Raw genomic sequence first — 26,511 nt, 5'->3', positions numbered from 1 at the left:
TGTCCCTGCTGCATCTTTCGCTCCGGCGGTCCCGACGGGTGCCGCCCGGGCACGATCTCAGGGGCGCGCGATGCCGCTCGACCAGACGGGCGCCTGCTGCACGGTCCGCCACGGCACCGCCGGCCACCAGCGCTCCGGGGCTCCGACCGTCGCCGGCTCCACCATGCCTCCCGGCCGCGGCGAGGCGACGCGCACCCCGGCAGCGCGCGCCGCGACGAGCACGCGCTCCATCGGCTCGGTCCAGCCGTGCAGCGCGAGGTCGAACAGTCCCCAGTGCACCGGCAGCATCACGTCGCCGCGCACCAGCCGGTGCGCCAGCACCGCCTGCTCGGGCCCGAGGTGCACGTCGGCCCACAGCGCGTCGTACGCGCCGCTCTCGATCATCGTCAGGTCGAACGGGCCGAGCCGCCGCCCGATCTCGGCGAACTCCTCGTGCAGCGCGGTGTCGCCGCTGTAGAAGGCGCGGCGCGTCGGCCCGGCGAACGCCCACCCGGCCCACAGCGTGGCGCCGGCGTCGTCGAGCCCGCGGCCGGAGAAGTGGCGCGCCGGCGTCGCCGTCACCGTGACGTCGCCGACGCGCGCCGCCTCCCACCAGTCCAGCTCCGTGACCCGCGCGTCCGGCACGCCCCACGCGACGAGGTGCGCGCCGACGCCGAGTGGCACCAGCCACCGCACGCCGCGCGCGGCCAGCGCGCGCACCGTCGGCAGGTCGAGGTGGTCGTAGTGGTCGTGCGAGATCACCACCGCGTCGACCGGCGGCAGCTCCGCCAGCGCGAGGGGCGGGGCGAAGAAGCGTCGCGGCCCGATCGACGAGAACGGGGACGCGCGCTCCCCCCACACCGGGTCGATCAGCACGCGGCGCCCGTCGATCTCCAGCAGCAGCGTCGAGTGGCCGAGCCACGTCACGCGCAGCCCGCCCGCGGGCGGGGTGCGGTAGTCGGCCGCGGTGCGGCGCAGCACGGCGATCGGCGCGTCGGGGACCCGGTGCTCGGAGCCCCCGAACACGAACTCGCGCAGCATCCGTCCCGCGGGCCCGTCGACGCGCGGGAGGCGGTTGCGGAAGGCGCCGTCGCGCCACTGCGGCGAGCGCTCGACGCGGGCGAGCCGCGCCCCCTCGACGCGCCCCCCGAGCGCCGCGCGGGCGTCGAGCCAGAGCGCGCCGGCGCCGAGGAGGGCCAGGACGACGAGGGCGAGGACGCCGCGCAGCAGCAGGCGCAGGAGGCGGCGCGGGCGCCGCGGCGCCGCGCTCACGCGTACAGCAGGTGGAGGCGGCCGTCGAGGCGGTGCGCGACCGGGCGCACGCCGAACGCCGCCTCCACCCGGTCCGGCGTCAGCACGTCGGCGGGCGCGCCGTCGGCGAGCACGCGCCCCCCCGCGAGCAGCACCAGGTGGTCGGCGAACCGCGCCGCCAGGTTGAGGTCGTGCACCACGCCCACGACCACCAGGTCGCCCGCCGCGGCGAGCTCGCGCACGCGGTGCAGGAACTCGAACTGGTAACGGATGTCGAGGAAGGTCAGCGGCTCGTCGAGCACGAGGTAGCGCGTCGCCCCGGGGGCGCGCTCCCAGATCTGCGCCATGACGCGCGCGAACTGCACCCGCTGCCGCTCGCCGCCGCTGAGCGTGAGGTAGCTGCGGTCCGCCCAGTCCCAGACGTCGAAGTAGCGCATCGCCGCCTCGCACGCCGCCTCGTCGCGCGCCGTGGGGCGGCCGGCGAAGTGCGGGTAGCGGCCCATGAGCACAACCTCCCACACCCGGAGCGGGAACGCCAGCTCCACGCTCTGCGACAGCACCGCGCGGACGCGCGCCAGCTCGCCGTCCGACCACTCGCCGAGCGGGCGGCCGCCGTAGCGCACCTCGCCCGCCGCCGGCGGCAGCTCGCGGCACAGCACGCGCACGAGCGTGGACTTCCCCGCGCCGTTGGGGCCCACGACGACGCTCACCGCCCCCGGCGCGAACGACGCCGAGACGTCGTCGAGCAGGCGGCGGCCGCCGGCCGCGTAGGCGACGCCGCGCGCCGTCAGCACGGGGGCCCGCCGGCGCTCAGAAGAACGCGCGCCGCTGCCGCAGCAGCGCCACGAACGCGGGGACGCCCACCAGCGACGTGACGACGCCGATCGGCAGCTCGGCGGGGGCGAGCAGCAGGCGCGCCGCGAGGTCCGCGAGGCCGAGCAGGATCCCGCCGGCCAGCATCCCGCCGAGCATGAGGAACCGGTTGTCGGCGCCGCGGAGCATGCGCAGCAGGTGCGGCACCACCAGCCCGACGAACGCGATCACGCCGGTGAACGCGGTCGCCACGGCGACCATCACGACGTTCGCGCCCAGCACGACCGCGCGCAGCCGCCGCACGTCCACGCCGAGGTAGCGCGCCTCCTCCTCGCCGAGCATGAGCGCGTTGAGCTGGCGCGCGTGGCGCAGCCCGACCGCGACGCCGAGCGCGGTGGCGGCACCCACCACGGCCACCGCGCGCCAGCTGGCGCCGGCGAGCGTGCCGAGGTTCCAGAAGGTGATCGAGCGCGCCTGCGGGTCGCGCGCCATGTAGGACAGGAATCCGACGCCGCTCATGAACAGCGCGTTGATCGCGATCCCGGTGAGCAGCAGCGCGACCACCGACCCCCGCCCCGCCGCGCCGGTGCGCGACAGCGTGAACACCAGCCAGGTCGCCAGCAGCCCGCCGGCGCAGGCGGCCGCCGGCAGCGTCCAGGCGCCGGCGTGGACGCGGAACGACGCGCCGAGCACGAAGTACAGCGCCGCCCCGAACGCCGCCCCGCTCGACGTGCCGACCAGCCCCGGCTCGACGATCGGGTTGCGGAAGAGCGCCTGCATCAGCACCCCGCCCACGGCCAGGCTCGCCCCCACCAGCGCGGTCAGCAGCGCGCGCGGCAGGCGGATCTCGAGGAAGATGCGCTCGTCGAGCGTCAGCGCGCCGGGCGCCTCCCACGAGTGGCGCAGCGCGCTCGCCATCTCGGCCGGCGCGATCGCGACCGCGCCCCAGCGCGCCGACGCCAGGACGACGAGGACGAGTCCCGCCGCGAGCAGCGGCAGCACGCCGCGGTAGTGGCGCGCGAGCGCCGGCGCGGCCGCCGCCGTCACCGCGCGGGGGCGCCGGGCTGGTGGATCACCTCGCGCAGCCGGTCGACGTTCTCGCCGGTGCGGGGGCCGAGGTAGACCAGGTCGTTCTCCTCGACGCGGAAGATGCGCCCCGCGCGCGCCGCCTTCGTCGCGCCGACGCCGGGGAGCGCGAGGATGTCGTCGCGTCCGGCCAGCCGGTCGTAGCCGAAGTCGGTGAGCAGGATGACGTCCGGGTCCGCCTTGGCGATCACCTCGGGGGAGGTGAGCTGCCGCATCCCACCCGAGTCGTCGAGCGCCATGCGGCCACCGGCCCAGCGCACCATCTGCCCGGCGGTCGAGCGCCCGAGGATCGTGAGGTACACGTTCATCGCGCGCCCGTAGTGCACGATCACCACGCGCGGAGTGTCGGCGACCTGCCGCGCGGCCGCCGTCGCGCGCGCCATGTCGGCGTCGAGCTTCGCGGCCAGCGAGTCGGCCTGGCGCTCCCGCTTGAAGTACGCGCCCATCTCGCGGAAGAGCGCCTTGGTGCTCGCGAGGTCCGTCGCCTTCGCGTCGAAGTCCTTCATCGGGATCTTCAGCGACTCGAGCTGCCGCACCACCGGCTCGGGCCCCATGTTCCCCGGCCCGCCGGTGAGGATGAGCGTCGGCCGCGCCGACAGCATCCCCTCCAGGCTGAGGGCGCGGTGGTAGCCGACGTTCGGCAGCGTCCTGGCCTGCGGCGGGTAGACGCTCGACACGTCCACCGCCACCAGGTCCGCGTCGGCGCCGAGCGCGTAGAGGATCTCGGTGTGCTGCTTGGACGTCGAGACGATGCGGCGGGCGGCGCCGGCCTTCGCGTCGTCGTTGCCGAACCGGCCGCACGCCGCGAGCGCGGCGGCGGCGAGGAGCGCGGCCAGGGCGCGGCGCGCGCTCACCGCAGGAGCCCCAGCTTCACGCCCGCGTAGAAGCGCGCGTCGTACGGGCCGGGGAGGAACACCGCCGGCGACGCGGCGGCGTAGTTCCCGTTCAGGAACGCCATCGTGTAGTACAGCCCGCCCGTGAGGTTCTGCCCGCCGACGTAGGCGTCCACGCGCACGTTTCGGAAGTCGCGCGCCGCGCCGACCTTGGCGTTCAGCAGCGTGTACGCCGGCGCCTCGTGCCGGTTGTCGTAGGTCAGCGGCACCGCGCCGCGGCGCTCGACGGTCACGCTCCCGTACCCGCCTCCGCGCACGCCCAGGTCCACGCCGCCGGCGACCACGTGGCGCGGCACGCCGACCACGCGGTTGCCGCCGTAGTCCACGGTGCGCGCGTTGCCGTTGGCGTCGCTCTTGAAGTCCGTGTAGGTGAAGTCCGAGTAGGTGTACGACAGGAAGGGGCGCAGCGACGCGACCGCGCCGCCGGGCCGCTCCACGAGCGCGTAGGCCAGCGCCAGCTCGGCGCCGCGGTTCGACTGGTCGCCGGCGTTCACGGTGAACGAGTACAGCGCCGAACCCGTGGCGTCGAACACCGACTGCGTCGTCAGCTTGTCGCTGACGCGCAGGTCGAACAGCGCCAGCTGGTAGCCGAGGCGGCGGCCGAACAGGTTCCCCTTCGAGCCGACCTCGTACAGCGTGCCGCGCTCCGGCTTGATCCCCTCGTTCGCCTGGCCGGTGAACTGGATCACCGCGTCGCTCGACGTGGCGGGGGTGAAGCCCTGGCTGACCGTGCCGTACACCGAGAAGGCGTCGCCGAACGTCCGGCGCAGCGCGACGCGCGGGATGACGACCGGGTCGTACGTCTTGCGCCCCGTGATCGGCTTGCGCGTCGGGTTCGACGCGTTGGCGAGGCGGTCGAGCAGCGCGTACTCGATGAAGTTGACGCTGGCGCCCACGGTCAGCGCGACGTCCGCCGGCAGCCCCACGTCCCACTGGCTGAAGACGTTGTACTGCATCGTGCTCGACTCGGTGTCGTTCGTCGGGGCGCCGAGCACCTTGTTGGTGAGGCGGTACCCCTTCACGAAGGCGTTGGTCTTCTCGAACTCGCCGCCCGTGACGCCGGTGATCGGGCGCCCGCCGAGCGCCGCCGGCAGGAAGCGGGTGTTGAACACCGCGCGCGCGCCGAACGTCTGCGCCGACTTCGGGTTCACGCCCGCCGCGAACACGTCCTCGCGCGACCCGCCCGAGTAGTACGCGGTGGCCACCGTCTCGACGGCGTCGCTCACCCGGTAGCCGTGCGTCACCCCGGCGCGGAAGCTCTCCAGGTTGACGTGCGCGTCGTTCGCCAGGTACGGCGCCTCGCCCGCGTCGCGCCGCCCGAAGAACTGCGCGCTGTCGAGCTGCCCGGCGCGGTCGTCGCGCGAGTTGGCGTACGACAGGAAGGTCGAGATCGTGCGCCGCTCCGACGGGCGGAAGTCGCCGACGAACGTCGCGAAGTCCTTCCGCGACCCGCTGTGGATCCGGTAGCTGTCGTAGCGCTGCCGGCCGTAGTTGAGCACCAGGTTCGAGCCGCCGGTCGAGTGCGTGAGCCGGCTGTCCGAGCGCACCAGCCCGTCCTGCCCGGCGAGCACCTCCTGCTCGGCGGTCGTGCCGGGGCGGTCGGGGCGCAGCGTGTACAGGTTGACGACGCCGCCGATCCCGGCGCCGAACAGGCTCGACGCGGGGCCGCGCACGACGTCGACGCGGCCGAGCGACGCGAAGTCCACGTCGTCGAGCACCGTGATCCCCTCCGCGTCGGTGAGCGGGATCCCGTTCAGGTACGCCTTGTAGCCCGAGCCGTCGAAGTTGGAGCGATTGCCGTAGCCGCGGATCGTGATGCGCTGCCCGCCGGCCATCGTCCGGCGCTCGAAGCGCACCCCGGGGACGAGGTCGAGCGCCTCCTCGGGGAAGACGCCCGAGCCGCGCCGCAGCTCCTGGCGCGTGACGGTGGAGACGGAGAGCGGCTGGCTCACCCCGGCGGCGCCCGGCGACTCGCGCGTCTCGACGATCGCCACCTCGTTGAGGCTCTGCGCCCCCGGCGTCAGCCCGGCCTGCACGAAGTCGGAGCAGGCGGCCGCCTCGGCGCGCAGCGGCTCGTAGCCGAGGCGGCGGAAGGTCAGCGCGACCGGCGCCGCGCAGGGGACGGAGAACCGGCCGTCGCGGTCGGTCACCACCGGGCTCCCCCCGGCGGGGGTGACGGTCACGCCGGCGAGCGGCGCCTGCGTGTAGGTGTCGTACGCGCGGCCGCGCAGGGCGGGCTGGGCGGCGAGCAGGCCCGGAACGAACGCGGCCAGCACGGGGGCCGCGACACGGGATGGAGCCATCAGGAACCGGGGGGCGGAGGGCGGCGGGCGACGGCGGGTGTCAGATAGAACCTTACACCCGTGTAGGCAGATCCCACTACGCCGACCCCCGCGCCCCTGTTGGCGCCCGCCGTCAGGGGTGATCTGGGGGCGAAACGACGCCGTAGCGCAGCCAGAGCACGTCGCCGTCGCGGCGCTCCACCGACTCCAGGCGGAGCCGGGCCGGGGCCGCGTCCTCCCCCGCGACGTCGAACAGTGCCGCCGTCCCCACCCGCCCGTCGGCGACCGGCGCGACCAGCAGGCTCACCTCGTCGACCAGCCCGGCGCGCAGGAAGGTGCCGTTGATCCCGCCGCCCCCCTCGAGCATCAGCGTCCGCACGCCGAGCCGCGCGCCGATCCGGTCCAGCGCCAGCGGCAGGTCGACGTCGGCGTCGCCGCACAGCAGGTACGACACGCCGCGCGCGCGCAGCGCCGCGAGGTAGTCGTCCGAGACGCGTTCGGTGAGCACGGCGACGACGTGGTCGCCGTCCAGGTCGCCCGACTCCCACACCAGCTTCCCGCGCGGGTCGACGGCGATCGCGTACGACGCGTGCTCCCCCGGCGCCACGAAGTCGTCGCGCGGCGGGCCGTCGTGCGTGCGCGCGACCTCGGCGTCGCTCCGCGTGCCGGCGGCGAAGTGCCGCTCCATCGTCACGCGGCCGCAGATCCAGCCGTCGGCGTCGAACGTGTCGTGCACGCGCTCGTACTCCCCGCGCTCGTCGGACGAGATCGGCCACCCGTCGGCGACGATGCGCCCGTCGACCGACGCCATCATGTGGCAGACGACGCGCGGGCGCGCGCGCCCGCTCCCCCCGGTCCGTGCTTCGCTCACGATGCCCTCCCTGGCGTGCGTGGAGGGCGCAAGCTAGCGGCGGCGGCGGCGCGCGCGCTCAGGGCTCCAGCGACGGGAACGCGAGGAACGCCGGCGGCGCCGACACGGGGCCGCGCAGCGTGCGCAGGAACGCGACCAGCTGCCGCCGCTCGGCCGCCGAGAGCCCGAGCGGGCGCAGCTCGCTCCGCCCGGCCGGCGCGGCGGGCGCGCGGTCGTAGTGCGCGACCACGTCCTCCAGCCGCGCGAGCTGGCCGGCGTGCATGTACGGCGCGCGGTGCGGCACGCCGCGCAGCGACGGCGTCTTGAACGCGCGCACCAGCGCCTCCCCGCCGGCGACGGTGCCGCGCAGCGCCGCGCACTCCTCGGGGCGCACGTCGCTCCACCGGCTGCGGCAGTTGAACTCGGCCGCGAGCACGTCGCGCGCGCCGGTCGCGCGCCCGCTGTCCGGCGCGGGCACGTCTGGCGACGGCGGGACGCCGGTGTTGTGGAAGCCGTCGTCGGTGAGGCGCGGCCCGACGTGGCAGGTGACGCAGCGCCCCTTCCCCACGAACGTGCGCAGCCCGGCCTCCTCGTCCGCCGAGAAGGCGCTGGCGGCGGTGTGCGGGCGCCCGGCCAGCTCGGCCTCCACGTAGCGGTCGAAGCGCGTCGGCGCGTACCCGATGCGGCGCTCGTAGGCCGCGATCGCCTTGCCGACGTTCACGTACACGCGCGTCACCTCCTCCTGCCGCGCCGCGGGGATGCGCCCCCACTCGGCGCGCCACGTCGGGTTCGGCACGGGGCCCGCGCGTTCCGGGAGCCCGTCGAGGTCGGGGAGCGGGCCGAAGGCGGCGACGTACGCGCGCCGGTGGTGCTCGGCCACCGCGAGCACGACCTGCGTGCGCGTGGTCCCGTGCTCCACCGCGCTCTCCAGCGGCCCGAGCGCCTGCGCCCACTGGCTGTCGGCGCGCCCGTCCCAGAACTGCCACGGCGTGTACGCGGTCCCGGCGATCGGCTGCGTGCGGCGCGTGGTCGTGCCGACGCCCGCGGACAGCGGCGCGCCGTCCTGGAACACGCGCCCGGGGACGTGGCAGAGCGCGCACGACACGCGGCCGTTGCCGCTCAGGCGCGGGTCGAAGAACAGCCGGTGGCCGAGCGCGGCGGCGGCCGTGTCGTCGGCGACGCGGTTCGACGGGTCGGGCGGCAGCGGGCCGAGCGCGGCCAGCGAGAGGGAGCGCAGCGTCTCGCGCTCCTCGGCCGTCCAGCGCCCGCCGCCGGTGAACGAGCGGGCGGGGGCCGCGGCGGCCAGCGCCGCGGCGGTCGTGAGGACGAGCGCGAGCACGGTCCCGGCGCGCGACACGGGGAGACGACGGAGGGAGGGGGGTCGGGCGGAGGGGGGCGGGACGTCCGCCCCTCCTACAACGACGACCGCGGCCGGCGCGTTGAGGGGCGCCGAATCCCCGCGCGCCTACCTCACCTCGACCTTCGCCACGAGCGTCGCCAACCCGTCGGGCCGGAGCTGCCGCTGCACCACGACGAGCACGTGGCGCACCGCGCCGCCCGCCTCCGTCACCTGGCCGCGCACGCGGAACCCGTCGGTCCCGCGCCCGTGCCCCCCGACGATGTTGGACGAGACCTCCGTGTAGAGCCCCGTCCCCTCGGCGACCGGCGTCCCGCTGCACAGGTCCTCCGTGCCCGCCGGATACAGGAGGAGCGGCACCTTCCCGTCCGACCGGAACACCGCGTGGATGCCGTTCGGCCCCTCGGCGAAGAGGTCGCGCGAGGGCCCGAACTCCGGGTCGCCGCCGCTGCAGAAGTCGCGCGCCGCGCTCGCGCTGGCGCCGATGACGACGAAGTACGGCGCGTCGGGCACGCGGACGCTGACCACGAACTGCCCCCCGCCGCGCGAGATCTGCGCGCCGGGGCCGGCGGGGGCGTGCTCGGTGCGGCGCGACGGGGCGGCCCCCGGCGCGAGCGCCGTGGGGAGGTCGGACGCGCAGGCGGCGAGCAGCACGGCGCCGACGAGAGCGCGACGGGCGGGGGAGCGTGGCATCGCGGGTTCGGAGGGAGTGAGGTCGGGCCGGACCGCGCCGGCCCTCCTCCATCGATCGCCGAACGAGGGCGCCGTCCCTCACGACGCGCACCGCCGCGCCGGGACGAGGCGCGGATGAGGGAATCGACAGGTGGTTGTCGATCAACCTGTCGAAGCCCGTACGCCTCCTCCCGTCCTCGAGCTCCCGCCATGCTGCATCTCGTTCCGCCCCGGCGCGCCGGCGCCGTCCTCGCGCTCGCCGGCCTCGCCGCCTGCGCCGACACCGTCCCCACCGCACCCGGCGCCGCGGCGCGCGGGCGCCCCGTCCGCTCCCTCGCGCCCACGGCCGCCGCCAACGGCCGGATCGTGTTCGCCGGGGAGCGCGACGGCGTGCGGGGGCTGTTCTCCGTGAACCCCGACGGCACCGACGAGCGGCGGCTCACCTCGGGGACCGGGTGGAATCCCGACGTCTCGCCCGACGGCACGCGCGTCGTCTTCGAGAGCAACCACGAGGGCGACTCGCAGCTCTACGTCATGAACGTCGACGGCACGGGGCCGTGGACCCAGATCACGACGGCCCGGAACCTCGAGGAGTACCCGGCGTGGTCGCCCGACGGCTCGCGCATCCTGTTCGGGCGCTACACCGGCAGCAGCGAGGAGCTGTACGTCGTGAACGCCGACGGCACCGGGGAGCAGCGGATCACCTACACGTCGACGTCCGAGCGCGAGGCCGAGTGGTCCCCGGACGGCACGCGGATCGTGTTCAGCCGGTCGGGCGCCGCGGGAACCGGACTGTTCGTGATCGACGCCGACGGGAGCGACGAGATCGCCCTGCCGCGCATCGAGCACCGGGAATACCAGCCGTCGTGGTCGCCCGACGGGCGGTCGATCGTGTTCGCAGCGCGCGGGCAGGCCGCCGACACGCCCGCGCAGCTCTGGGTGATGGACGCCGACGGCGGCAACCGCCGGCAGCTCACCGCGGGCGAGGCCTGGAGCACCGGCCCGACGTGGTCGCCCGACGGGACGCGGATCGCGTACGCCAGCGGCTACCGGTCGGAGGGGGGCCGGATCCTCGCGCGCAACGACATCTGGGTGATGCGGGCCGACGGCTCGGAGCAGACCCGCGTCACCGACGCCCCCGACCTCGCCTCCGACGAGGGCCCGTCGTGGGGCGCCGTGCCGAACGTGGCGCCGACCATCGCCGTCGCCGCCGGCGGGCAGTGCCGGGGCGACGCGGGCGGGCTGCTGCGGCTGACCGTCGGCGACGCCGAGACCGCGGCCGGCGCGCTCGTGCTGAGCGTGGCCTCCTCCGACCCCGCGCTCGTGCCGGTCGGGAACGTGGCGCTCGGCGGCGCCGGCGCGGACCGGACCGCGACCATCACCGTCGTCCCCGGGCGCACCGGGCGCGCGGTCGTCACCCTGACCGTCACCGACGGGCGCTGGCGGCGCGAGGTGCGCGTCACCGTCGTCGCGGGCGGCAACGCCGCGGACGTCCTCACCGGCACGGAGGGCACCGACCTGCTGCTCGGCCAGAACGGCGACGACGTGCTCGCGGGGCTCGGCGGCGCCGACCTGCTGTGCGGCGGGCGGGGCGACGACCGGCTCACCGGCGGCGCCGGCGCCGACCACTTCGGCGGCGGGCAGGGGCGGAACACGGCGACCGACCTGCGCGCGTCCGAGGGCGACACGCACGACGGCACCGCCGGCTGAGCGGGGCACCACGCGGCCCGGCCGTCCCATCCGGGCGGCCGGGCCCCTTCCGCCGCGCGCGGTCGGTGTGGTAGGCATCGGGCGTCTCCCTTCCCCGCCCCCATGACCGCACGTCTCCGCCCGCTGGCCGTCGCCCTGCTGGCCCTCGCGCTCGCCCTCCCGTCGGCCGCCGCCGCGCAGGTCACCCCCGGCGCCGACCGGCTGTTCGGCGAGTTCGCGTCGCTGATCCGCGGCAAGCGGCTCGCGCTCGTCGCGAACCACAGCGCGCGCCTCGCCGACGGCACCCACCTCGCCGACGCGCTGCACCGCTACCCCGACGCCCAGCTGCGCGTGCTCTTCGGCATGGAGTACAACGTCCGGTCGAACGACTATTCGGCGGCGCGCGACCCGGAGTCGACGGTCGACCGCGCGACGGGGCTGCCGAAGCACAGCCTGTACGGCGAGCGCCACAAGCCGACGCCCGAGATGCTGCGCGACGTCGACGTCATCGTGTTCGACATCCAGGAGGTCGGCGCCCGCTTCTACGAGCACGTCAACATCCTCGGCTTCGTGATGGAGGCGGCCGCCGAGCAGGGGATCCGCGTGGTCGTGCTCGACCGCCCCAACCCGATCGGCGGGCGCGCGGTGGACGGCTTCGTCACCGACGACTCGGCGCTCTTCCGATTCGGGTCGTACGCGCCCATCCCCGTCGTGCACGGCATGACGGTCGGCGAGCTGGCGCGCTTCTACAACGGCGAGCGCCTGCTGCGCGGGGGGCGCGCCGCCGCGCTCGACGTGGTGCCGATGCGCGGGTGGACGCGCGCGACCTGGTACGACCAGACCGGGCTCTCCTGGCGCCGGCCGTCGCCCAACCTGCTGACGCTGGAGTCGCTGCTCGCGTACGTGGGCACCTGCCTGTTCGAGGCGCTGAACGTCTCCGAGGGGCGCGGCACCGACCGCCCGTTCGAGTACGTCGGCGCGCCGTGGCTCGACGCCGAGCGCGCGGCGGCGCTGCTCAACGACCTCCGGCTCCCCGGCGTGTCGTTCGAGCCGGTCGCGTTCACGCCGGAGCAGAAGCCCTACCACGGCCGCCCGCCCGAGCTGGCGGGGGAGCGGCTGCGCGGCATCCACCTGCGCGTGACCGACCGCGACGCCTTCGCGCCGTACCGCGCGGGCGTCGCGATGGTGTGGGCGGTGCACCGGCTGCACCCCGAGCGCCTGGTGTGGAACGACGCGGTGCTCGACCGGCTCGTCGCGACGCCGCGCCTCAAGGCGATGATCCTGGCCGGCCGCCGCCCGGACGAGATCTTCGCGGCGTGGCGCGGGGAGGTCGACGCCTTCCGCGCGCGGAGCGCCCCGTACCTGCTCTACCGCTAGCGGGCGGGGCGCGGCAGCGCGGTGTACACGCGCGTGACGTAGCCGTGGAACTCCTGCATATAGTTGGCGAGGAACTCGCGCGTGGCGTCCACCGTCACCTCGCCGTCGTCGGTGACGAGGTTCGGGGTGAACTCGATGTACGCCTCGATCTGGTTGAACATCGGCGAGTTACAGAAGGCCATGATGCTGCGCACGTGCTGCTGGCCGACCGCCGTGCCGATCTTCCCCGGCGACGCGCCGATCACCGCCGACGGCTTGCGGGCGAACGAGTTCGTCCCCCACGGGCGGCTCGCCCAGTCGATCGCGTTCTTGAGCGCGCCGGGGATCGAGCGGTTGTACTCGGGCGTCACGAAGAGCACCGCGTCGACCGCCGCGATCGCGTCCTTGAGCGCGCGCCCCGCCGGCGGGTAGTCGGCGTCGTAGTCGTAGCTGTAGAGCGGCAGGTCGCCGATCGGGATCTCCTGCAGGCGCATCCCCGCCGGCGCCAGCCGCGTGAGCGCGACGGCGAGCTTGCGGTTGATGGAGGCCTTGGCGAGGCTGCCGACGAAGTAGCCGACCGTGAACGCGCTCATCGCTCCCCCCTGTCCGGGTGCACCCGACGCGGCGCGGGCCGGAGGCGGTCCACACCCCGGCCGTGCGGGCCCGCACGTTCCGCACCAGGGGTCCGCGCGCCGTCGCGGGCGCGCCCTCCGTGTCGCGCACGACGGTCACGGTGTCGGTGCGGGAGCGCACCGGTCCGTCGCGCGGTCCGTACCGCGGCCGCCGACGGACCGGCCCGCCCGCCGCGGCGCGGCCCGCATCTTCCTCCGCCGCGCGGCACCCCTCGCCCACGGCCATGCCACGCCACGCCCCGCGACCCCGCCCCCGGCGGCTCCTCCGCGCCGCCGCCACCGCGGCCGCGCTCGCCCCGCTCGGCGGCTGCCTGTTCGGCATCGGGCGGCGGACGCCGACGGCCACCCTGGAGGTGCGCAACGAGGCCGACGTCGCGGCGAACCTCTACGTGCTGCCGCGCGCCACCTTCGGCGAGGTGTTCCTCGGCCAGGTCGGGCCGCGCGCGAGCCGCACGGTGCGCATCCGCGACGCGTCGGCCGGCGACACCCTCTCGCTCCAGGCGCGCCCGGTCGACGGACGCGCGGTGTCCACGCGCGAGCGGCTCGTGCTCGGACCCGGCGCGGTGTGGCGCTTCCCGTGACGTGCGGCTACGGGCCTACGGGCGCCACACGATCGACGCCACGGCGTAGTGGAGCCAGGCGAAGTTGTACGTCTCCTCGACGTCGGCGCCCCCCTCGAGCGTCCGGTAGCCCGCCTGCAGCGTGACGTTCGGGCGGACGTCGTAGCCGGCCTTCAGCGCCGCGTCGATCGCGCGCCCCGGGCCGCCGGCCAGCGCGTCGGCGTCGAGCGAGAGGCGCCAGCGCGGCGCGGCGCGCCACTCGCCGGCGAGGTGCAGCAGCGGCACGAAGCCGACGTCGTCCTTGCGCGTCGTCGTCCCGCTCTGCGTCAGCGCGACCGTCGCGTCGCGGATCTTGCCGGTGACACCGACCCACGCCGTCGTCCGCGGGGCGGCGCGCACGCGGTAGCGGTAGGTGAGGCGGTACGAGTTGAAGGTGTAGCGCGCCTCGACCGGCGCGCCGGCGGCGAAGCGCCGCCCCTCGAAGTCGATCGCCGCGTCGGGCACGCCGGTGCCGCGCACCGACAGCGGGGCGGCGAGCGCGCGCAGCCCGTGCCGCTCGCCGAGGTTCCACGTCAGGTACACGCGCCCCGCCGGCCACGGCCCGCGCCCGGTGATGCCGGCGAGCGAGAAGCGCGTCGCCGAGCCGTCGTTCGGGATCTCGGCGTCGTTGGAGCCCTGCCAGACGGCGCCCCCCTCGAGCTCGAGGACGAGCCGCGGCGTCTGCGCGGCAAGCGCGCACGGCACGGCGGACAGGGCGGCGGCGAGCGCGAGCGGCGAGAGGCGGAGCATGGCGGGACGTCGGGTGGAGTCGGCGCGCGGGGCGCCGCGCGGAACGCCGCACCAACGATCCGGCGCCGCGTCGCGTTCCGCGCGCCCGACGCCCCGCGCGTCAGCGCGCCGCCTCCTCCGTCGCGTCGGACCCGCCGTCGGACCTCCCGTCGAGCGCCGCGGTGAGCCAGCCCGCCGCCGTCCGCACGCTCTCGTCCGTGATGCCGTGCCCCATCGGCAGCTCGCGGTAGGTGAGCGCGAGCGGGAAGCGCGCGAGCTGCTCGCGCGCCCACCGCGCCAGGTGGATGCCGAGCTTCTCGTCGGCGGTGCCGTGCACGACGAGCGCGCGGCGGCCGCGCAGCGCGTCGGCGGGTGCGGCCTGGGGGAGCACCTCCGGCAGCAGCCGGCCGCTCATCGCCACCGCGCCGGCGATCCGCTCCGGCGCGGTCAGCAGCGCGGCGAGCGCCATGATCCCGCCCTGGCTGAAGCCACCGACGTAGACGCGCGCGGGATCGGCGCCGTAGGCCGCCGCCGCCTCGTCCGCGAAGCGCGCGACGTGCGCCCACCCGGCGGCCGCCTCGTCGCGGTCGATCACCGGCCCCTCGGGCGTGAACGTCACGTGGAACCAGCCGAAGGCCTCCTGCCCCGACGGCCCGCGCCCGAGCGTGAGTGGCGAGCGCGCGCTGACCACGACGAAGCGCGGGTCGAACGCCGGCGCGAGCGCCGCCATCTGCCGTTCGTTCGCGCCGACGCCGTGCAGCAGGATCAGGAGCGGCGGCCGCGCGCCCTCGGCGTTCGCGCCCGGCGCGGGCGGCCGCACGTCGTGGACGAGGGAGAGCGGGACCGACGACGTGCCGGCGCCGGCGGCTGGATGGTCCGGGGTGCGTGCGTTCATCCGATCGGCTCCGGTTCGGGTGGACGGGCAGCCGTCAGCGACGCGGGATGCGGGCCGCGTGCTCACGCGCCGCGCGCGCCCAGCAGCCGTCGGCCCACGAGCGCGGCCGCGGCGGCGCCGAGCAGGAGCGGCGCGAGACGCGCGGGGCTGCCGTGCGCGAGCATCAGCGCGGCGGCGACAGCCAACGCCCCCGTGGTGATGGCGACGACGCGCCGGCGGTCCGGAGCGACGATCGCGTGACCACGGCCGGCCGTCGTCGCGCCGGCCGCCGTCGGCGCCGACCGGCGGAGCGCGAGGTCGGCGGCGGCCACCAGCGCCAGCCCGCCGACCACGAAGGCCGCGAGCAGGGCGAGCAGCGTCGCGGGGAGCACGAACGCGGCCGCCACCAGCAGCACGAGTCCGGGGAGCGCCATCCCCCAGCGGATCGCGGCGCGCGGCCGCGGGGCGGCGCCGCGCCGCGTCCCACATCGACCAGCGCACCCCCGACTTCCGCAGCGTGCGGTACAGCAGGTACGCGATCCCCCGGATGCGCGACTCGTGGATCGGCGGCGGCACGCGCAGCGCGAAGCCGAACGTGTCGGCGCCGTCGCCGCCGGTCGCGTCGGGGCGCAGCAGCCGCGCGACGCGGTGCCCGTCCGCCCACACCGACTCGACCTCGCCGTGGCGGCTCAGCGCGAGCGGCACCGGGACGATGGGGAGCGCGCGGCGGCCGTCGTCGCGCGCGAGGCGCCGCGAGAGGGTGCGGTGCGCGATCCACGCGGCGTGCGCGGCCTCCGAAGCGTCGCCGAAGCCGCGGAAGGCGATGGTGTCGCCCCGCACCCAGCCGACCGCGCGGTCGGCGTCGACGAGCGCGAACGCCGGCGGCGGCGTGGGGAGGGTGTTCGGGGGGACGGGCGTGACGGGGTGTCGGTGCGTGCGCATGGTGCCTCTCCTCGAGTCGGATGTGGTGTCGGGGTCAGGGCGCGGCGTGCCGCGCCAGGCGGTCGGCGGTGCGGTAGCTGGGGCGGTCCCGGCCGGCGCCGCGGCCGTGCGCGCGGCGGTCGGTCAGCGCGATCGCGCCGCCGACCACGACGCCCGTGGTCAGGATGACGGTCAGCAGCGCCAGCACGGCCGCGGGCGTCGCGCTCGCCAGGACGAGCAGCGCCGCGAACGCCAGGAGCACCGCGCCGATCCGCGCGCGCCCCCACAGCCGCGCGCGGATCGCGGCCCCGGTCCGTCGCGCGTCGATGCGTACTCGATTCGTGCGTGCCATGTCTCCCTCCGTGCGGTGAAGGTGGCGTCCGGCGCGGCGACCGCCGCGTTACTCCTCATCGGGTCTGTCGTTATCACGAGCATCGGGGCGGGTCCGCCCGGCGGCCGCCCCGCTCACGCGCCGGCCGCGTCGTCCCCGCGCAGCTGCGCGATCAGCGCGACGAGCGCGCGGAACTCGGCCCGGCCGAGGCGGGCGAACTGCGCCGCGTGCAGCGCCGCGACCTGCGGCGCGTGCCTCGCCAGGACGGCGAGGCCGGCGGCGGTGATGCGGGCGAGCACCACGCGGCGGTCCGCCGTGTCGCGCGCGCGGGTGACGTACTTCCGCGCCTCCAGCCGGTCGAGCAGCCGCGTCACGTCGGGGTCGGGGCGCACGAGCCGCTCGGCGATCTCGCCGCACGCCACCCCGTCGGCGCCCGCGTTGCGCAGGATCCGCAGCACGTTGTACTGCGCCGGCGTCACCTCGGCGGGGCGCAGCGCCTGCCCGAGCTGCAGGTCGAGCTCGAGCGCGGTGCGCAGGAGCAGGTCGAAGGCGAGCAGCTGGGGCGTCTCGTAGCGCTTGCCGGGCACGCGCCGCTCCGGGTGTCGGGGATCGCGGATCCTGCCTGCCTCTCAAGGATAATCGTTGTAACACACAACTGCAACCGCCCGGCCGCCCGTCGCCGACCGCGGCGTGGGTCACGGCCCGACCCGCTCGGACGCCGCGGCGTCGGCGCGGTCGAGCACCCCGTCCAGCGGATCGGGACCCTGCATCCCCTCGATCGGCGCGCCCGACAGGTACGCGGCGCGCCCCAGCAGCTGCGACGCGACCGAGAGGCTGAGCAGCATGAACGCGATCGTGAGGACGCACGTCAGCGGGCGCGCCACGCCCCCGGCGACCAGCACGCCGAGCACGACGAGGCTGGTGCCGATGCCGCCCGCCTTGGTCGCCGCGTGCATGCGCTGGAACACGTCGGGGAGGCGCGCGACGCCGAGGCTGGCGATCGCGATGAACGCCACGCCGCTGGCGAGCAGCGCCGTCGCCGCCAGGGCGCGGATCACCGGCGCCCCCGCCGGCGCTCCAGGAACGCCGCGAACGCGCAGGTGGAGACGAAGTTGATGAGCGCGACGCCGAGGCCGACGTCGAGGAAGGCGCCGCGCCCGGTCGCGAGCGCGGTGAGCGCCGCGACCGCGACCACGACCGCGGTGAGCATGTCGAGCGCGACGAAGCGGTCGGCGTAGCCCGGGCCGCGCACCATGCGCCACGCGGCGAGCGCGAGGCAGAGCGCGAGCGCCGCCACGAGGGCCGCCGCCACGGCGGGGAGGTCGGGCATCGTCATCGGGAGGCCTCCGGGCCCTCGATCTGGAGGATGCGGCGCTCGTACAGCGCCTTCACGTCCGCCGCGCGCGCGCCGGCGTCGGGCGCGTCGAGGAAGTGCACGTAGAGCGTGCGCCGGTCGTCGGCCACGTGCAGGCAGGTGGAGCCCGGCGTCGTCGACACCAGGTAGGCGAACAGCGCCACCCCCCACTCGGTGCGCGCGTCGACGGGGACGGCGACGATCGCCGGCGCGTGGCGCGGGCGGCGCGCGAGGACGATCCGCGCCACCGCGAGCGACGCGGCGACGAGGTCGTACAGGAAGATGCCGAACAGCGCGAACGCCGCCCCCGCCCGCCGCCCGGCGCTCACGGCGCCCCCCCGCCCTGCGCGGGCCCGGCCATCAGCTCCGCCGCCGCGACGCGCGAGATGCGGACGACCGGCTCGATGGCCACCCCGAGGCCGACGGTGCACGCCGCCATCAGCCCCACGGCGACCACCATTGCCGTCGGGATGCGGTGCGCCGCGCCCCCCTCGCGCCGCCGCGGCCGCTGGAACGCCCGCGTCCACAGGGTGCTCATCGAGTAAAGCGTGAGGAAGCCGGTGACGAGCGCGGCGGCCGCGAGCCACCCGCGCCACGGCGCCGCCGAGCGGAAGGCCGCGTCGACGACCAGCGCCTTGGCCCAGAACCCCGAGAGCGGCGGGATGCCCGAGATCGAGAGCGCGAGCGCGGCGAAGAGCGCGGCGAACACCGGGTGCTCGCGGATCAGCCCCCCGAGCAGGCGCAGGTCGTAGCCGCGCCCCGCCCGCGCGATCGCGCCGGCGCCGAGGAAGAGCCCCGTCTGCACGAGCATCGTGTGCACCGTGTAGACGACGGCCGCCGCGGCGCCGGCGGCGGTGGCGAGGGAGAGCCCCATCACCAGGTACGCCACCTGGCCCATCACGTGGAACGCCAGCAGGCGCCGCACGTCGACCTGCGCGATCGCGGCGAGGACGCTCACGAGCATCGTCGCCGCGGCGAGGAGGGCGAGCAGCGGCGGCACCCCCGGCACCGCCGCCGCCGCGGTGCCGACGCCGAGCACCGTCACGAGGACGCGCAGGCAGGCGTAGAAGGCGGCCTTGGTGAGCAGCCCCGCGAGCGCCGCCGCGACGCCGATCGGCGCGGTGTGGTACGACGCGGGGAGCCAGAAGAAGAGCGGGAACACCCCGGCCTTGAGCGCCAGCCCGGCCAGCAGCAGGTACGACGCCGCGGTGACCGCGACCGACGGGGGGCGCCCGGCGAGCGCGGCCGACAGGTCGCCCATGTCGAGCGTGCCGGCGACGCCGTACAGCAGGCCGATGCCGAGCAGCATGCACGTCGCGCCGGTCATGCTCATCGCCGCGTAGCGGAGCGCGCCGTCGACCTGTGCCGGGCGCCGGTCGAGCGTCAGCAGGCCGAGCGCGGTGACGAGCATCAGCTCGAACCACACGTAGAGGTTGAACAGGTCGCCCGTGAGGAACGCGCCGTTCACCGCCGCCAGCATCCCCAGGAACAGCGGGTCGAAGCCGGCGCGGCGGCGGCGCGCGCGCACGTCGGCGCGGGCGAAGATCGCGACCGCCAGCGCGACCATCCCCGCCGTCGTGGCCAGCAGGGCGCTGAGCGCGTCGGCGACGAAGGTGATGCCAACGGGGGCGCCCCACCCGCCGAACGCCATGACGACGCGCCCGCCGCCGGCGACGCGCCCGAGCAGCGCCGCCACCGCGGCCAGCGTCAGCGCGAGCGCGCCCTCCATCACGCCGCGCTGCAGCGCCGGGCGGCCGCGGAGGAGCAGCGCGAGCGCCGCCGCGGCCAGCGGTACCACCACCGGCCACACCGCGACGCCGGCGCGCAGCGCCTCACCGATCACGGCCGGGCTCCGGCGCGAGGGGGTCGCCGAGCGCCCGCGCGGCGCGCAGCTCGTCGCTGCGCAGCGTGCCCTCGCCGCGGAACGCCCGCAGCGCGAGCGCCGCCAGGATCACGGTGAGCGCGAAGCCGATCACGATCGCCGTCAGCACGAGCGCCTGCGGCACCGGGTCGGCCGACTCGCCCAGGCGGACGGCGCCCTCTCGGATCAGCGGCGGCTGCGCCGTGCGGACGCGCCCCGCCTGGAAGAGCATCAGGTTCACCGCGGTGCCGAGCAGCGAGAGCCCGAGCACCATGCGCACGACGTGCCGCGACAGGATCATGTAGAGCCCGCAGCCGGCCAGCCCCGCGGCGGCGAGGGCGAGCAGCACGCTCATCGCTCGGCCTCCCGCGACAGCCCGAAGAGGAAGGCGAGCACGGCGCCCAGCACCGCGAGGTAGACGCCCAGGTCGAAGAGCAGCGTCGTCCCCTGCTTCACGGCCACGCCCAGCACCTCGGCGTCTATCCAGAGGTGGCGCAGGTAGTCGCCGTGCGCCGCCAGCCCCGGCAGCCCGCTCGCGACGGCGAGCAGCAGCCCCGTGCCGGCCAGCGCGAGCGGGTGCCAGCGCAGCCGCCCCCGCGCGCGCCCGACGCCGTACGCCAGCGCGACCACCGCGAACGCCAGCGCCGCCGTCAGCCCGCCGACGAAGCCGCCGCCGATCTCGTTGTGCCCGCGCAGCAGGACGACCGCCGACAGCACGGCGAGCAGCCAGTAGAAGGCCGGCGTGGCGAAGCGGAGCACGAACGGGCCGGGGCGCGCCGGCGGGTCGGGCGCGTCGCCGCCGTCGGCGGCCCGCCCGCGCGGCCCGAGCAGCGACCAGGCGATGACCGCCGCCAGCGCGATCACCGTCGTCTCGCCGAGCGTGTCGAAGCCGCGGAAGTCGACGAGGATCACGTTCACGACGTTGCGCCCGAACGCCTCCGTGTAGCTGCGGGCGCCGAAGAAGTCCGCGACGGCCGTGCGCGGCTCCGCCGCGCTCATGTCGAGCACCGCCACGAAGCACACCGCCGCCAGCGCCGTCGCCAGGGCGGCGTCGCGCCCGCGCGCCGCCCGCGCCCGCGTCGGCGGCGCCGCGAGCGGGAGCGCGAGGAGCGCCGCGGTGAGCAGCACGACGAGCAGCGACTCCACGGCGAACTGGGTGAGCGCGAGGTCGGGCGCACCGTTGGTGAGGAAGAGCAGCGCCGCGACCAGCCCGACGAGCCCCGTCCCCAGCAGCGCGCCGAGGAGCGGCGGCGCGCGCGCGGCGGCGGCCGCGCCGCCGAGGCCGACCGCCCCGGCGACCGCCGCGCCCGCGCGCACCGCGAGCGGCTCCGCGGGGACGCGCGGCACGACCCCGGCGGCGAGCAGCCCCCAGCCGACGAACGCGCACGCGGCGGCGACGACGGTCGCCAGCTGCGCGCGCAGGTCGGCCCGCTGGACGCGGCGCGCCACCCCCGCGGCGGCCGCCTCGATCCCGCGCAGCAGCGCCTCGTACCCGTGCTCCGCCTCGACGCGGTCGAGCAGCGTCTCCGCGCGCAGCCGGCGGTGGATCGGCACCCAGTAGACGAACAGCAGCGTGCCGACGCCGACGACGACCGCGCTGAGGAGCAGCATCGGCGTCACGCCGTGCCACAGCCCGACCTGCACGTCGACGGGGGCGCCGTACACCGCGGCCACCGCCGGGCGGAGCACCGTGCGGTCGAACCAGGCCGGCTCCAGGCTGATGACGAGCCCCAGGAGGGCGAGCGCCACCGGGCCGACGAGCAGCCCGGGGACCTCGCGGTGCTTCACCTCGCGCACGCGCCCGCGCCCCAGGAAGAACGGGCGCAGCGTGACCACGCCGGCGACGCCGACGATGACGGCGTTCACCAGCACCGCGACCGCCATCGGCGCCGCCTCCCACGAGCTCTCGATCTGCGCCTCGAACAGGAACTCCTTCGACACGAATCCGAGGAACGGCGGCAGCCCGGCCATCGACAGGCTGGCGAGCAGCGACGCCGCGGCGGTCACCGGGAGGAGGCGTCCGAGCCCGCCGAGCTGCCGCAGCTTGGTCAGCCCGGTGGCGTGGATGACCGTCCCCGCGCAGAAGAACAGCGTCGCCTTGTAGAGCGCGTGCGCGAGCAGGAAGCCGACGGCCGCCACGCTCGCCATCGGCCCGTCGAGCCCGACGAGCATCACGAGGATGCCGAGCGAGGCGACGGTGGAGTACGCGAGGACGGCCTTGTAGTTCTCGGCGCGGATCGCCTGGAACGCGCCGACGAGCATGGTGGCCAGGGCGACGCCGATCACCACGTCGCGCCCGCCGCGCACGGCGCCGACCAGCGGCTCGAAGCGCGCGAGCAGGTAGACGCCGAGCTTCACCATCGTCGCCGAGTGCAGGTACGCCGACGCGGGCGTGGGCGCCTGCATGGCGTTCGGCAGCCAGAAGTGGAAGGGGAACTGCGCCGACTTGGTGAAGGCGCCGACCAGGATGCCGCCGAGGATCGGCACGGCCCACGGGCCGCGCGCGAGCTCGGGCGCCCGCGCCACGGCCTCGGCGACCGAGTAGGTGCCGAGCGACGCGCCGACGAGCAGGACCGCCGCCAGCAGCGCGAGCCCGCCGCCCGCGGTGACGCGCAGCGACATGAGCGCCGAGCGGCGCGCCGACGGGCTGCCGCCGTCGAAGCCGATGAGCAGGAAGGAGACGACGCTCGTCATCTCCCAGAACAGGAAGAGCAGGAGCAGGTCGTCGGCGAGCACGGCGCCGAGCATCGCCGTCATGAAGAGCAGCAGCAGCGCGAGGAACCGGGCCCGGTCCGACGCCGTGCGCTCCGCGAAGTAGGCGCCGGCGTACACGACCACGAGCGCGCCGACGCCGGTGACGAGCAGGCAGAAGAGGTACGCGAAGCCGTCGAGCCGGAGCGCGAAGTCGACGCCGAGCGAGGGGACCCACGCCAGCCGCTCGGTCACCGTGCGGCCGGCGGCGACCTGCGGGCCGAAGCCGAGGAAGGCCGCGAAGAGCCCGGCGGGCACGAGCGCGAGGCCCCAGCCCGCGCCGCGGCGGCCGAGCAGCCGGCCCAGGGGCCAGGCGGCGCAGCTGCCGGCGAGCGATGCGGCGAGCAGGGTCGAGAGCATGCGCCCCCAGGTTCACGTCGTGGCGTGCGGGGGGCGCGCCGGACGTGCGAGGCGCCCCCCGGTCCCGTGCGCCGCGCCCCCAGCCGGTGCGGCCGCCGGCTTCGCACGCCTCGCGCCACGTGCCCGCGCCGACCCCAGCCGCCCGGAGCGCGACGCGGTTCGCCGGCCCGCGCCGGCAGTCGTACACTTTCCCTTCGGGAGTCGGACGCGACGCCACACGGGAGGTGCGCATGACGGGACTCGACGGCAAGGTCGCGATCGTGACGGGCGGGGGCTCGGGACTCGGCGAGGCGATCGGGCGGGCGCTCGCGGGCCGCGGGGTGAAGGTCGTCCTCTCGGACATCAACCTCGACGGCGCGGAGCGCGTGGCGCGCGAGATCGCGGAGGCGGGGGGCACCGCCAGCGCGGTCCGGCAGGACACGGCGAAGCCGGCGGACGCCGAGCGCGTCGTCGCCCACGCGCTGGACCGCCACGGCGCGCTCCACTACGCGGTGAACAACGCCGGCATCGGCGGGGCGCAGGCGCCGGCGGGCGAGGTGGACCTCGCGGACTGGGACCGCGTGATCGCGATCAACCTGAGCGGGGTGCTGTACGGGATGCGCCACCAGATCCCGGCGATGCTCCGCGCGGGCGGGCGCGGCTGCGCGATCGTGAACATGGCGTCGATCCACGGCACGGTCGCGGCGATCGGCAACGGCGCGTACACCGCGGCCAAGCACGGCGTCGTCGGGCTGACGAAGAACGCGGCCGCGGAGTACGGCGCGCAGGGGCTGCGCGTCAACTGCGTGGGGCCGGCGTACATCGAGACGCCGCTGCTCGCCGACCTCCCCGACGACGTCCGCGCGGCGCTGGTCGCGCGCCACCCGCTCGGCCGGCTCGGGCGGCCGGAGGAGGTGGCGCCGCTGGTCTGCTTCCTCCTGTCGGACGACGCGTCGTTCATGACCGGCGGCTACTACCTCGTCGACGGCGGCTACACCGCGGTGTGAGCGACGCCGGGGGCGGCGTGCGCCGTTCCCCTACGACCGCGTGGGAGTTCGCCGACGCCGCGGCGCCGCCGCGCGGGCGACGCTTCAGGCGCGGCCCGACCGCGGACGCCGTCCGCGCACGACGCGGCCCACGCCGACGCCCAGGAGCGCCCATGTCGTCCCCCCGCGCACGCCGCCTCCGGCCGTCCCTCGACGCGAGCCGCGCCCCGCGGCCGGCCGACCGCGCCGCCGACGCCGCCCCGACGTTCGGGGGCGCCGCCGCCGCGCTCCGGCTCACGCCGGGCGTGCTCGACCAGGTGCTCGAGCGGGCGCTCGTCGGGCTGCTCGTCGCCGACGGAGGCGGGCGCGTGCTCTACGCCAACCGCGCCGCGCGCGAGCTGGGGGTGGCGGACGGCGCGGCGCTCGGGGCGACGATCGCGGGCGCGCTGCGCGGCGACGTGCCGCGCAGCGAGGCCGTCACGCACGCGGTTCCGGGATCGACGCCTCGCACCCTGCACGTGGACGTGGTCCCGGCGCGGAGCGCCGACGGCGGCCTCGCGGCCGTGTGCGCCGTCGCCGACGTCACGGAGCGGACGCAGGCCGCGGCGTGGCGGCCGCTGATCGGCGCGCTGATGGACCTCTGACGCACCGTCACCCGCCGCGCCGCGCGCGACGCCGCACCCGAACCGAGGCCGCCGAAGCCACCGAGACCCCGGGGGACACCATGACCGCCACGCCGACCGCCCCACCGACCATCGTCGAGCTCTCGCGCGCGGACACGGAGGCGCTGCTCCGCGCGCAGCACGTCGGCCGGATCGCCTACAGCGGGCGCGACCGGGTGGACGTGGAGCCGATCCACTACGTCTACGACGACGGCGCGATCTACGCGCGCACCTCGCCCGGCGCGAAGCTGCTGGCGCTCCGGCACCACCCGTGGGTGGCGTTCGAGGTCGACGAGGTGCGCGGGCTCTACGACTGGCGGAGCGCGGTCGTGCACGGCACGGTGTACACGCTGGCGGCCGACGGCCCGCCGCGCGAGCGCGACGCGTACGCGCACGCGCTCGCGCTGCTGCGGACGCTGGAGCCGGCCGCGCTGACGGCACGGGACCCGGTGCCGTGGCGTACGACGCTCTTCCGCATCAGCGTCGGCGACATGACCGGGCGCGCGGCGCGCACCGCCGGCGGCGCGCCGTAGCTCAGGCGCCGCCGCGCCGCCGCCACGCCGCGCGCAGCAGCGTGTCCACGGTGCCGCGGAAGTACCGCTCGGCGGCCGCGTGGCTCTCGCCGACGGCGACGGCGCCGAGCTTCCCGTACGCCGGCAGCGCGCCGAGCAGGTGGAAGGTCACGCCCCGCTGCGTCGCGGCGTCGAAGTGCAGGTCGTGGCACACCGCGATGTCGAGCAGCGCGTCGGGGGTGAGCCCCAGGTAGGCCGGGTCGCCCAGGTTGTCGGACGCGCAGTAGCAGCAGGGGCGCCCGGCCGCCGAGCGGTACGTGCCGGTGTCGGGGTCGTACGCGCCGTCGGTGAGGAACTGGAGCGTCAGGTACGGGTGCGTCGTCCCGCCCTTGCGCAGGTTGACCTCGATGGCCGCGGACTCCCAGCGGTCGCCGCGCCGCACGGACACGAAGTCGACGGCGAAGCGGCCGAGCACCCCCTCGTCGGCGAGCAGCGCGGCGACGCGCAGCCCGGCGTCCTGGATGTCGGCGCGGTACGGGCCCGCCGCGGGGAAGGTGCACCCCCAGTACACCTGGCCGGACGGGCCGCCGAGCAGCTGGTCGTGCGTGGAGATGATCGAGGCGCGGCGCAGCGGGTCGACGCGGCACTGCACGGACGGGGAGCGCGCGTCCGCGCCCTCGAGGAAGCACTCCGCGACGCCGCCCATCGCCGCGAGCTTCGGCAGGTAGCGCTCCCACGTCTCGCCGGCGGCCTCGAAGCGGAGGCGTGTCGGCAGCTCGTCGCGCACCCACGCCGCGAGCGCGGCGCCGCCGGGGGCGCCGTCGTACGCGAAGGTCGCGTTCCCCTCCCCCGAGAACCCCTCGTCGAGCTTCACGACGGCGCGCCGGAGCGTCGGGTCGGCGCGCCTGAGCGCGACCAGCGCGCCCGCCACGTCGTGCACGTCGCGCAGCCGCTCGAAGCCGTCGGGGAGCGCCACGCCCGCGCGCCGGAACAGCTCGCGGCTGCCGCTCTTGGTCCCGAGGTGCGCGAGCGCGGGGTCGCAGGCGTAGAGCGGGATCCCGAGCCGCACCGCCAGCGTGCGCTCGAGCGCGGTGGCGTTGAAGCACGTCAGGTGCGCCGACTCCGGGTCGGCGACCGCCGCGCCGATCCGCGCGAGCAGCGCCGGGCGGGCGAGCAGCTTCGCGGTCAGCGGCGTGGCGCCGTCGTCGTCGCAGGCGAGCAGCGTGAGGCGGCGGCGCGCGTGCCCCGGCGGCACGCCCGGGAGCAGGTGCAGGTAGTAGTCGACGATCGCCGGGTCGACGGGCGCGCTGGTGACGTAGACGACGTGCGTGCGCGGCTGCCGGAGCAGCATCAGGAGGCACAGCAGCCGCTCCTCGTAGTGCGTGGCGGCGGCGAGCTTCGCGAGCTCCCCCGCGTCGAGCGACATGCTCGGGACGACGACCACCGTCTGCGGCGCGTGGCGGTCGTGGAAGACGCGGCGGAAGAGCGGCGCGAGGCGCTCCTGCAGCTCGGCGAACCGCCGGCGCTCCCCGGGCGAGCCCGGGGGCGGGTGGCCCGCGTCGTCGGGCGGTCCGGCGGTGCGCATCGCGGCCTCCTGGCGGCTTCCGGGAGCGCGGCCGCGCGCCGCGGACGCGGGCGGCGCGAGCTCGCCCCGCACGGTGCGGCCGCGCCCCCCGCTCCGCGATCGGGGAAGCGCCGCCGCCGCGTCCCGGAATCCCGCACCCGCGCGCGC

The 26,511-nt window shown here is 76.4% G+C and carries 27 protein-coding genes; 6 read left to right on the top strand and 21 right to left on the bottom strand.

Annotation, left to right across the window (positions count from 1 at the left end):
- Positions 1-57: 57 nt before the first annotated feature.
- From PYV61_RS00585 to PYV61_RS00550, 8 genes are all read right to left on the bottom strand, one after another.
- Positions 58-1,251, bottom strand: coding sequence for an MBL fold metallo-hydrolase (locus PYV61_RS00585; RefSeq protein ID WP_275827204.1), 1,194 nt, complete (start codon positions 1,249-1,251; stop codon positions 58-60).
- A complete protein-coding gene (locus tag PYV61_RS00580) occupies positions 1,248-2,024 on the bottom strand; it encodes a heme ABC transporter ATP-binding protein (RefSeq protein ID WP_275827202.1) in 777 nt (258 codons plus the stop codon). The genes PYV61_RS00585 and PYV61_RS00580 overlap by 4 nt, the downstream gene beginning before the upstream one ends.
- Positions 2,025-2,040: 16 nt before the next feature.
- Entirely contained in the window at positions 2,041-3,090 is a 1,050-nt protein-coding gene (locus tag PYV61_RS00575; RefSeq protein WP_275827198.1) for an iron ABC transporter permease, read from the bottom strand.
- Positions 3,087-3,983 carry an ABC transporter substrate-binding protein gene (locus PYV61_RS00570; RefSeq protein WP_275827196.1) on the bottom strand — a complete coding sequence of 299 codons (897 nt, stop codon included), beginning with the start codon at positions 3,981-3,983 and terminating at the stop codon, positions 3,087-3,089. Before PYV61_RS00570 ends, PYV61_RS00575 begins: the two co-directional genes overlap by 4 nt.
- The gene (locus PYV61_RS00565) at positions 3,980-6,325 is read right to left on the bottom strand and encodes a TonB-dependent receptor plug domain-containing protein (RefSeq protein WP_275827194.1); all 2,346 of its coding nucleotides are present in this window, start codon (positions 6,323-6,325) and stop codon (positions 3,980-3,982) included. The genes PYV61_RS00570 and PYV61_RS00565 overlap by 4 nt, the downstream gene beginning before the upstream one ends.
- A 112-nt stretch (positions 6,326-6,437) precedes the next feature.
- On the bottom strand, positions 6,438-7,175 hold the full coding sequence (locus PYV61_RS00560) for a dihydrofolate reductase family protein (RefSeq protein ID WP_275827192.1): 738 nt from the start codon (positions 7,173-7,175) through the stop codon (positions 6,438-6,440).
- Positions 7,176-7,233: 58 nt separating this feature from the next.
- Positions 7,234-8,511 carry a cytochrome c peroxidase gene (locus PYV61_RS00555; RefSeq protein WP_275827191.1) on the bottom strand — a complete coding sequence of 426 codons (1,278 nt, stop codon included), beginning with the start codon at positions 8,509-8,511 and terminating at the stop codon, positions 7,234-7,236.
- Between the two features lie 108 nt (positions 8,512-8,619).
- Complete coding sequence (locus PYV61_RS00550) at positions 8,620-9,204, bottom strand: hypothetical protein (RefSeq protein WP_275827189.1); 585 nt, start codon at positions 9,202-9,204, stop codon at positions 8,620-8,622.
- 189 nt (positions 9,205-9,393) lie between these two features.
- On the opposite strand from PYV61_RS00550, the gene PYV61_RS00545 reads away from it, so the two are divergent.
- The gene (locus PYV61_RS00545; protein ID WP_275827187.1) at positions 9,394-10,893 is read left to right on the top strand and encodes a hypothetical protein; all 1,500 of its coding nucleotides are present in this window, start codon (positions 9,394-9,396) and stop codon (positions 10,891-10,893) included.
- Between the two features lie 102 nt (positions 10,894-10,995).
- Positions 10,996-12,249 carry a DUF1343 domain-containing protein gene (locus PYV61_RS00540; protein WP_275827185.1) on the top strand — a complete coding sequence of 418 codons (1,254 nt, stop codon included), beginning with the start codon at positions 10,996-10,998 and terminating at the stop codon, positions 12,247-12,249.
- Here the strand turns inward: PYV61_RS00540 and PYV61_RS00535 are convergent.
- Positions 12,246-12,821 (bottom strand): NADPH-dependent FMN reductase, encoded by a 576-nt coding sequence (locus tag PYV61_RS00535; protein WP_275827183.1) that lies wholly within the window; start codon positions 12,819-12,821, stop codon positions 12,246-12,248. The genes PYV61_RS00540 and PYV61_RS00535 overlap by 4 nt on opposite strands.
- A 263-nt stretch (positions 12,822-13,084) precedes the next feature.
- Between PYV61_RS00535 and PYV61_RS00530 the strand changes: the two genes are divergently transcribed.
- Positions 13,085-13,441: a hypothetical protein gene (locus tag PYV61_RS00530; RefSeq protein ID WP_275827181.1), complete on the top strand. Its 357-nt coding sequence runs from the start codon at positions 13,085-13,087 to the stop codon at positions 13,439-13,441.
- 15 nt (positions 13,442-13,456) lie between these two features.
- Here PYV61_RS00530 and PYV61_RS00525 read toward each other — a convergent pair whose 3' ends face one another.
- The 11 genes from PYV61_RS00525 to mbhE form a co-directional block, all read right to left on the bottom strand.
- Positions 13,457-14,209, bottom strand: a complete 753-nt coding sequence (locus PYV61_RS00525; protein WP_275827179.1) for a hypothetical protein — start codon at positions 14,207-14,209, stop codon at positions 13,457-13,459.
- 100 nt (positions 14,210-14,309) lie between these two features.
- Positions 14,310-15,083, bottom strand: coding sequence for an alpha/beta fold hydrolase (locus tag PYV61_RS00520; RefSeq protein WP_275827177.1), 774 nt, complete (start codon positions 15,081-15,083; stop codon positions 14,310-14,312).
- A 62-nt stretch (positions 15,084-15,145) separates the two neighbouring features.
- Positions 15,146-15,496, bottom strand: a complete 351-nt coding sequence (locus tag PYV61_RS00515) for a hypothetical protein (protein ID WP_275827175.1) — start codon at positions 15,494-15,496, stop codon at positions 15,146-15,148.
- A 542-nt stretch (positions 15,497-16,038) separates the two neighbouring features.
- On the bottom strand, positions 16,039-16,335 hold the full coding sequence (locus PYV61_RS00510) for a hypothetical protein (protein WP_275827173.1): 297 nt from the start codon (positions 16,333-16,335) through the stop codon (positions 16,039-16,041).
- 113 nt (positions 16,336-16,448) lie between these two features.
- Entirely contained in the window at positions 16,449-16,901 is a 453-nt protein-coding gene (locus PYV61_RS00505; RefSeq protein WP_275827171.1) for a MarR family transcriptional regulator, read from the bottom strand.
- Positions 16,902-17,009: 108 nt separating this feature from the next.
- A complete protein-coding gene (locus PYV61_RS00500; protein WP_275827169.1) occupies positions 17,010-17,372 on the bottom strand; it encodes a monovalent cation/H(+) antiporter subunit G in 363 nt (120 codons plus the stop codon).
- On the bottom strand, positions 17,369-17,569 hold the full coding sequence (locus PYV61_RS00495; protein WP_345785192.1) for a monovalent cation/H+ antiporter complex subunit F: 201 nt from the start codon (positions 17,567-17,569) through the stop codon (positions 17,369-17,371). The genes PYV61_RS00500 and PYV61_RS00495 overlap by 4 nt, the downstream gene beginning before the upstream one ends.
- Before the next feature lie 77 nt (positions 17,570-17,646).
- Positions 17,647-17,997, bottom strand: coding sequence for a Na+/H+ antiporter subunit E (locus PYV61_RS00490; RefSeq protein WP_275827166.1), 351 nt, complete (start codon positions 17,995-17,997; stop codon positions 17,647-17,649).
- The gene (locus tag PYV61_RS00485; RefSeq protein WP_275827163.1) at positions 17,994-19,511 is read right to left on the bottom strand and encodes a proton-conducting transporter membrane subunit; all 1,518 of its coding nucleotides are present in this window, start codon (positions 19,509-19,511) and stop codon (positions 17,994-17,996) included. The genes PYV61_RS00490 and PYV61_RS00485 overlap by 4 nt, the downstream gene beginning before the upstream one ends.
- A complete protein-coding gene (locus tag PYV61_RS00480) occupies positions 19,501-19,884 on the bottom strand; it encodes an NADH-quinone oxidoreductase subunit K (protein ID WP_275827161.1) in 384 nt (127 codons plus the stop codon). The genes PYV61_RS00485 and PYV61_RS00480 overlap by 11 nt, the downstream gene beginning before the upstream one ends.
- Entirely contained in the window at positions 19,881-22,640 is a 2,760-nt protein-coding gene (gene mbhE / locus PYV61_RS00475) for a hydrogen gas-evolving membrane-bound hydrogenase subunit E (protein ID WP_275827160.1), read from the bottom strand. The genes PYV61_RS00480 and mbhE overlap by 4 nt, the downstream gene beginning before the upstream one ends.
- Before the next feature lie 230 nt (positions 22,641-22,870).
- On the opposite strand from mbhE, the gene PYV61_RS00470 reads away from it, so the two are divergent.
- The 3 genes from PYV61_RS00470 to PYV61_RS00460 all read left to right on the top strand — a co-directional run bounded on the left by PYV61_RS00470 (position 22,871) and on the right by PYV61_RS00460 (position 24,800).
- Positions 22,871-23,626, top strand: coding sequence for an SDR family NAD(P)-dependent oxidoreductase (locus PYV61_RS00470; protein ID WP_275827158.1), 756 nt, complete (start codon positions 22,871-22,873; stop codon positions 23,624-23,626).
- A gap of 152 nt (positions 23,627-23,778) precedes the next feature.
- Positions 23,779-24,249, top strand: coding sequence for a PAS domain-containing protein (locus PYV61_RS00465; protein ID WP_275827156.1), 471 nt, complete (start codon positions 23,779-23,781; stop codon positions 24,247-24,249).
- Positions 24,250-24,329: 80 nt separating this feature from the next.
- Positions 24,330-24,800, top strand: coding sequence for a pyridoxamine 5'-phosphate oxidase family protein (locus PYV61_RS00460; RefSeq protein WP_275827154.1), 471 nt, complete (start codon positions 24,330-24,332; stop codon positions 24,798-24,800).
- Between the two features lies 1 nt (position 24,801).
- Here the strand turns inward: PYV61_RS00460 and PYV61_RS00455 are convergent, their stop codons facing one another.
- On the bottom strand, positions 24,802-26,364 hold the full coding sequence (locus tag PYV61_RS00455; protein WP_275827152.1) for a peptide ligase PGM1-related protein: 1,563 nt from the start codon (positions 26,362-26,364) through the stop codon (positions 24,802-24,804).
- Between the last annotated feature and the right edge of the window lie 147 nt (positions 26,365-26,511).

Source organism: Roseisolibacter sp. H3M3-2 (assembly GCF_029211165.1).
Taxonomy (GTDB): domain Bacteria; phylum Gemmatimonadota; class Gemmatimonadetes; order Gemmatimonadales; family Gemmatimonadaceae; genus Roseisolibacter.
Note: the sequence above shows the minus strand (reverse complement) of the source record. Positions and strands in the feature narration are given on the sequence as shown.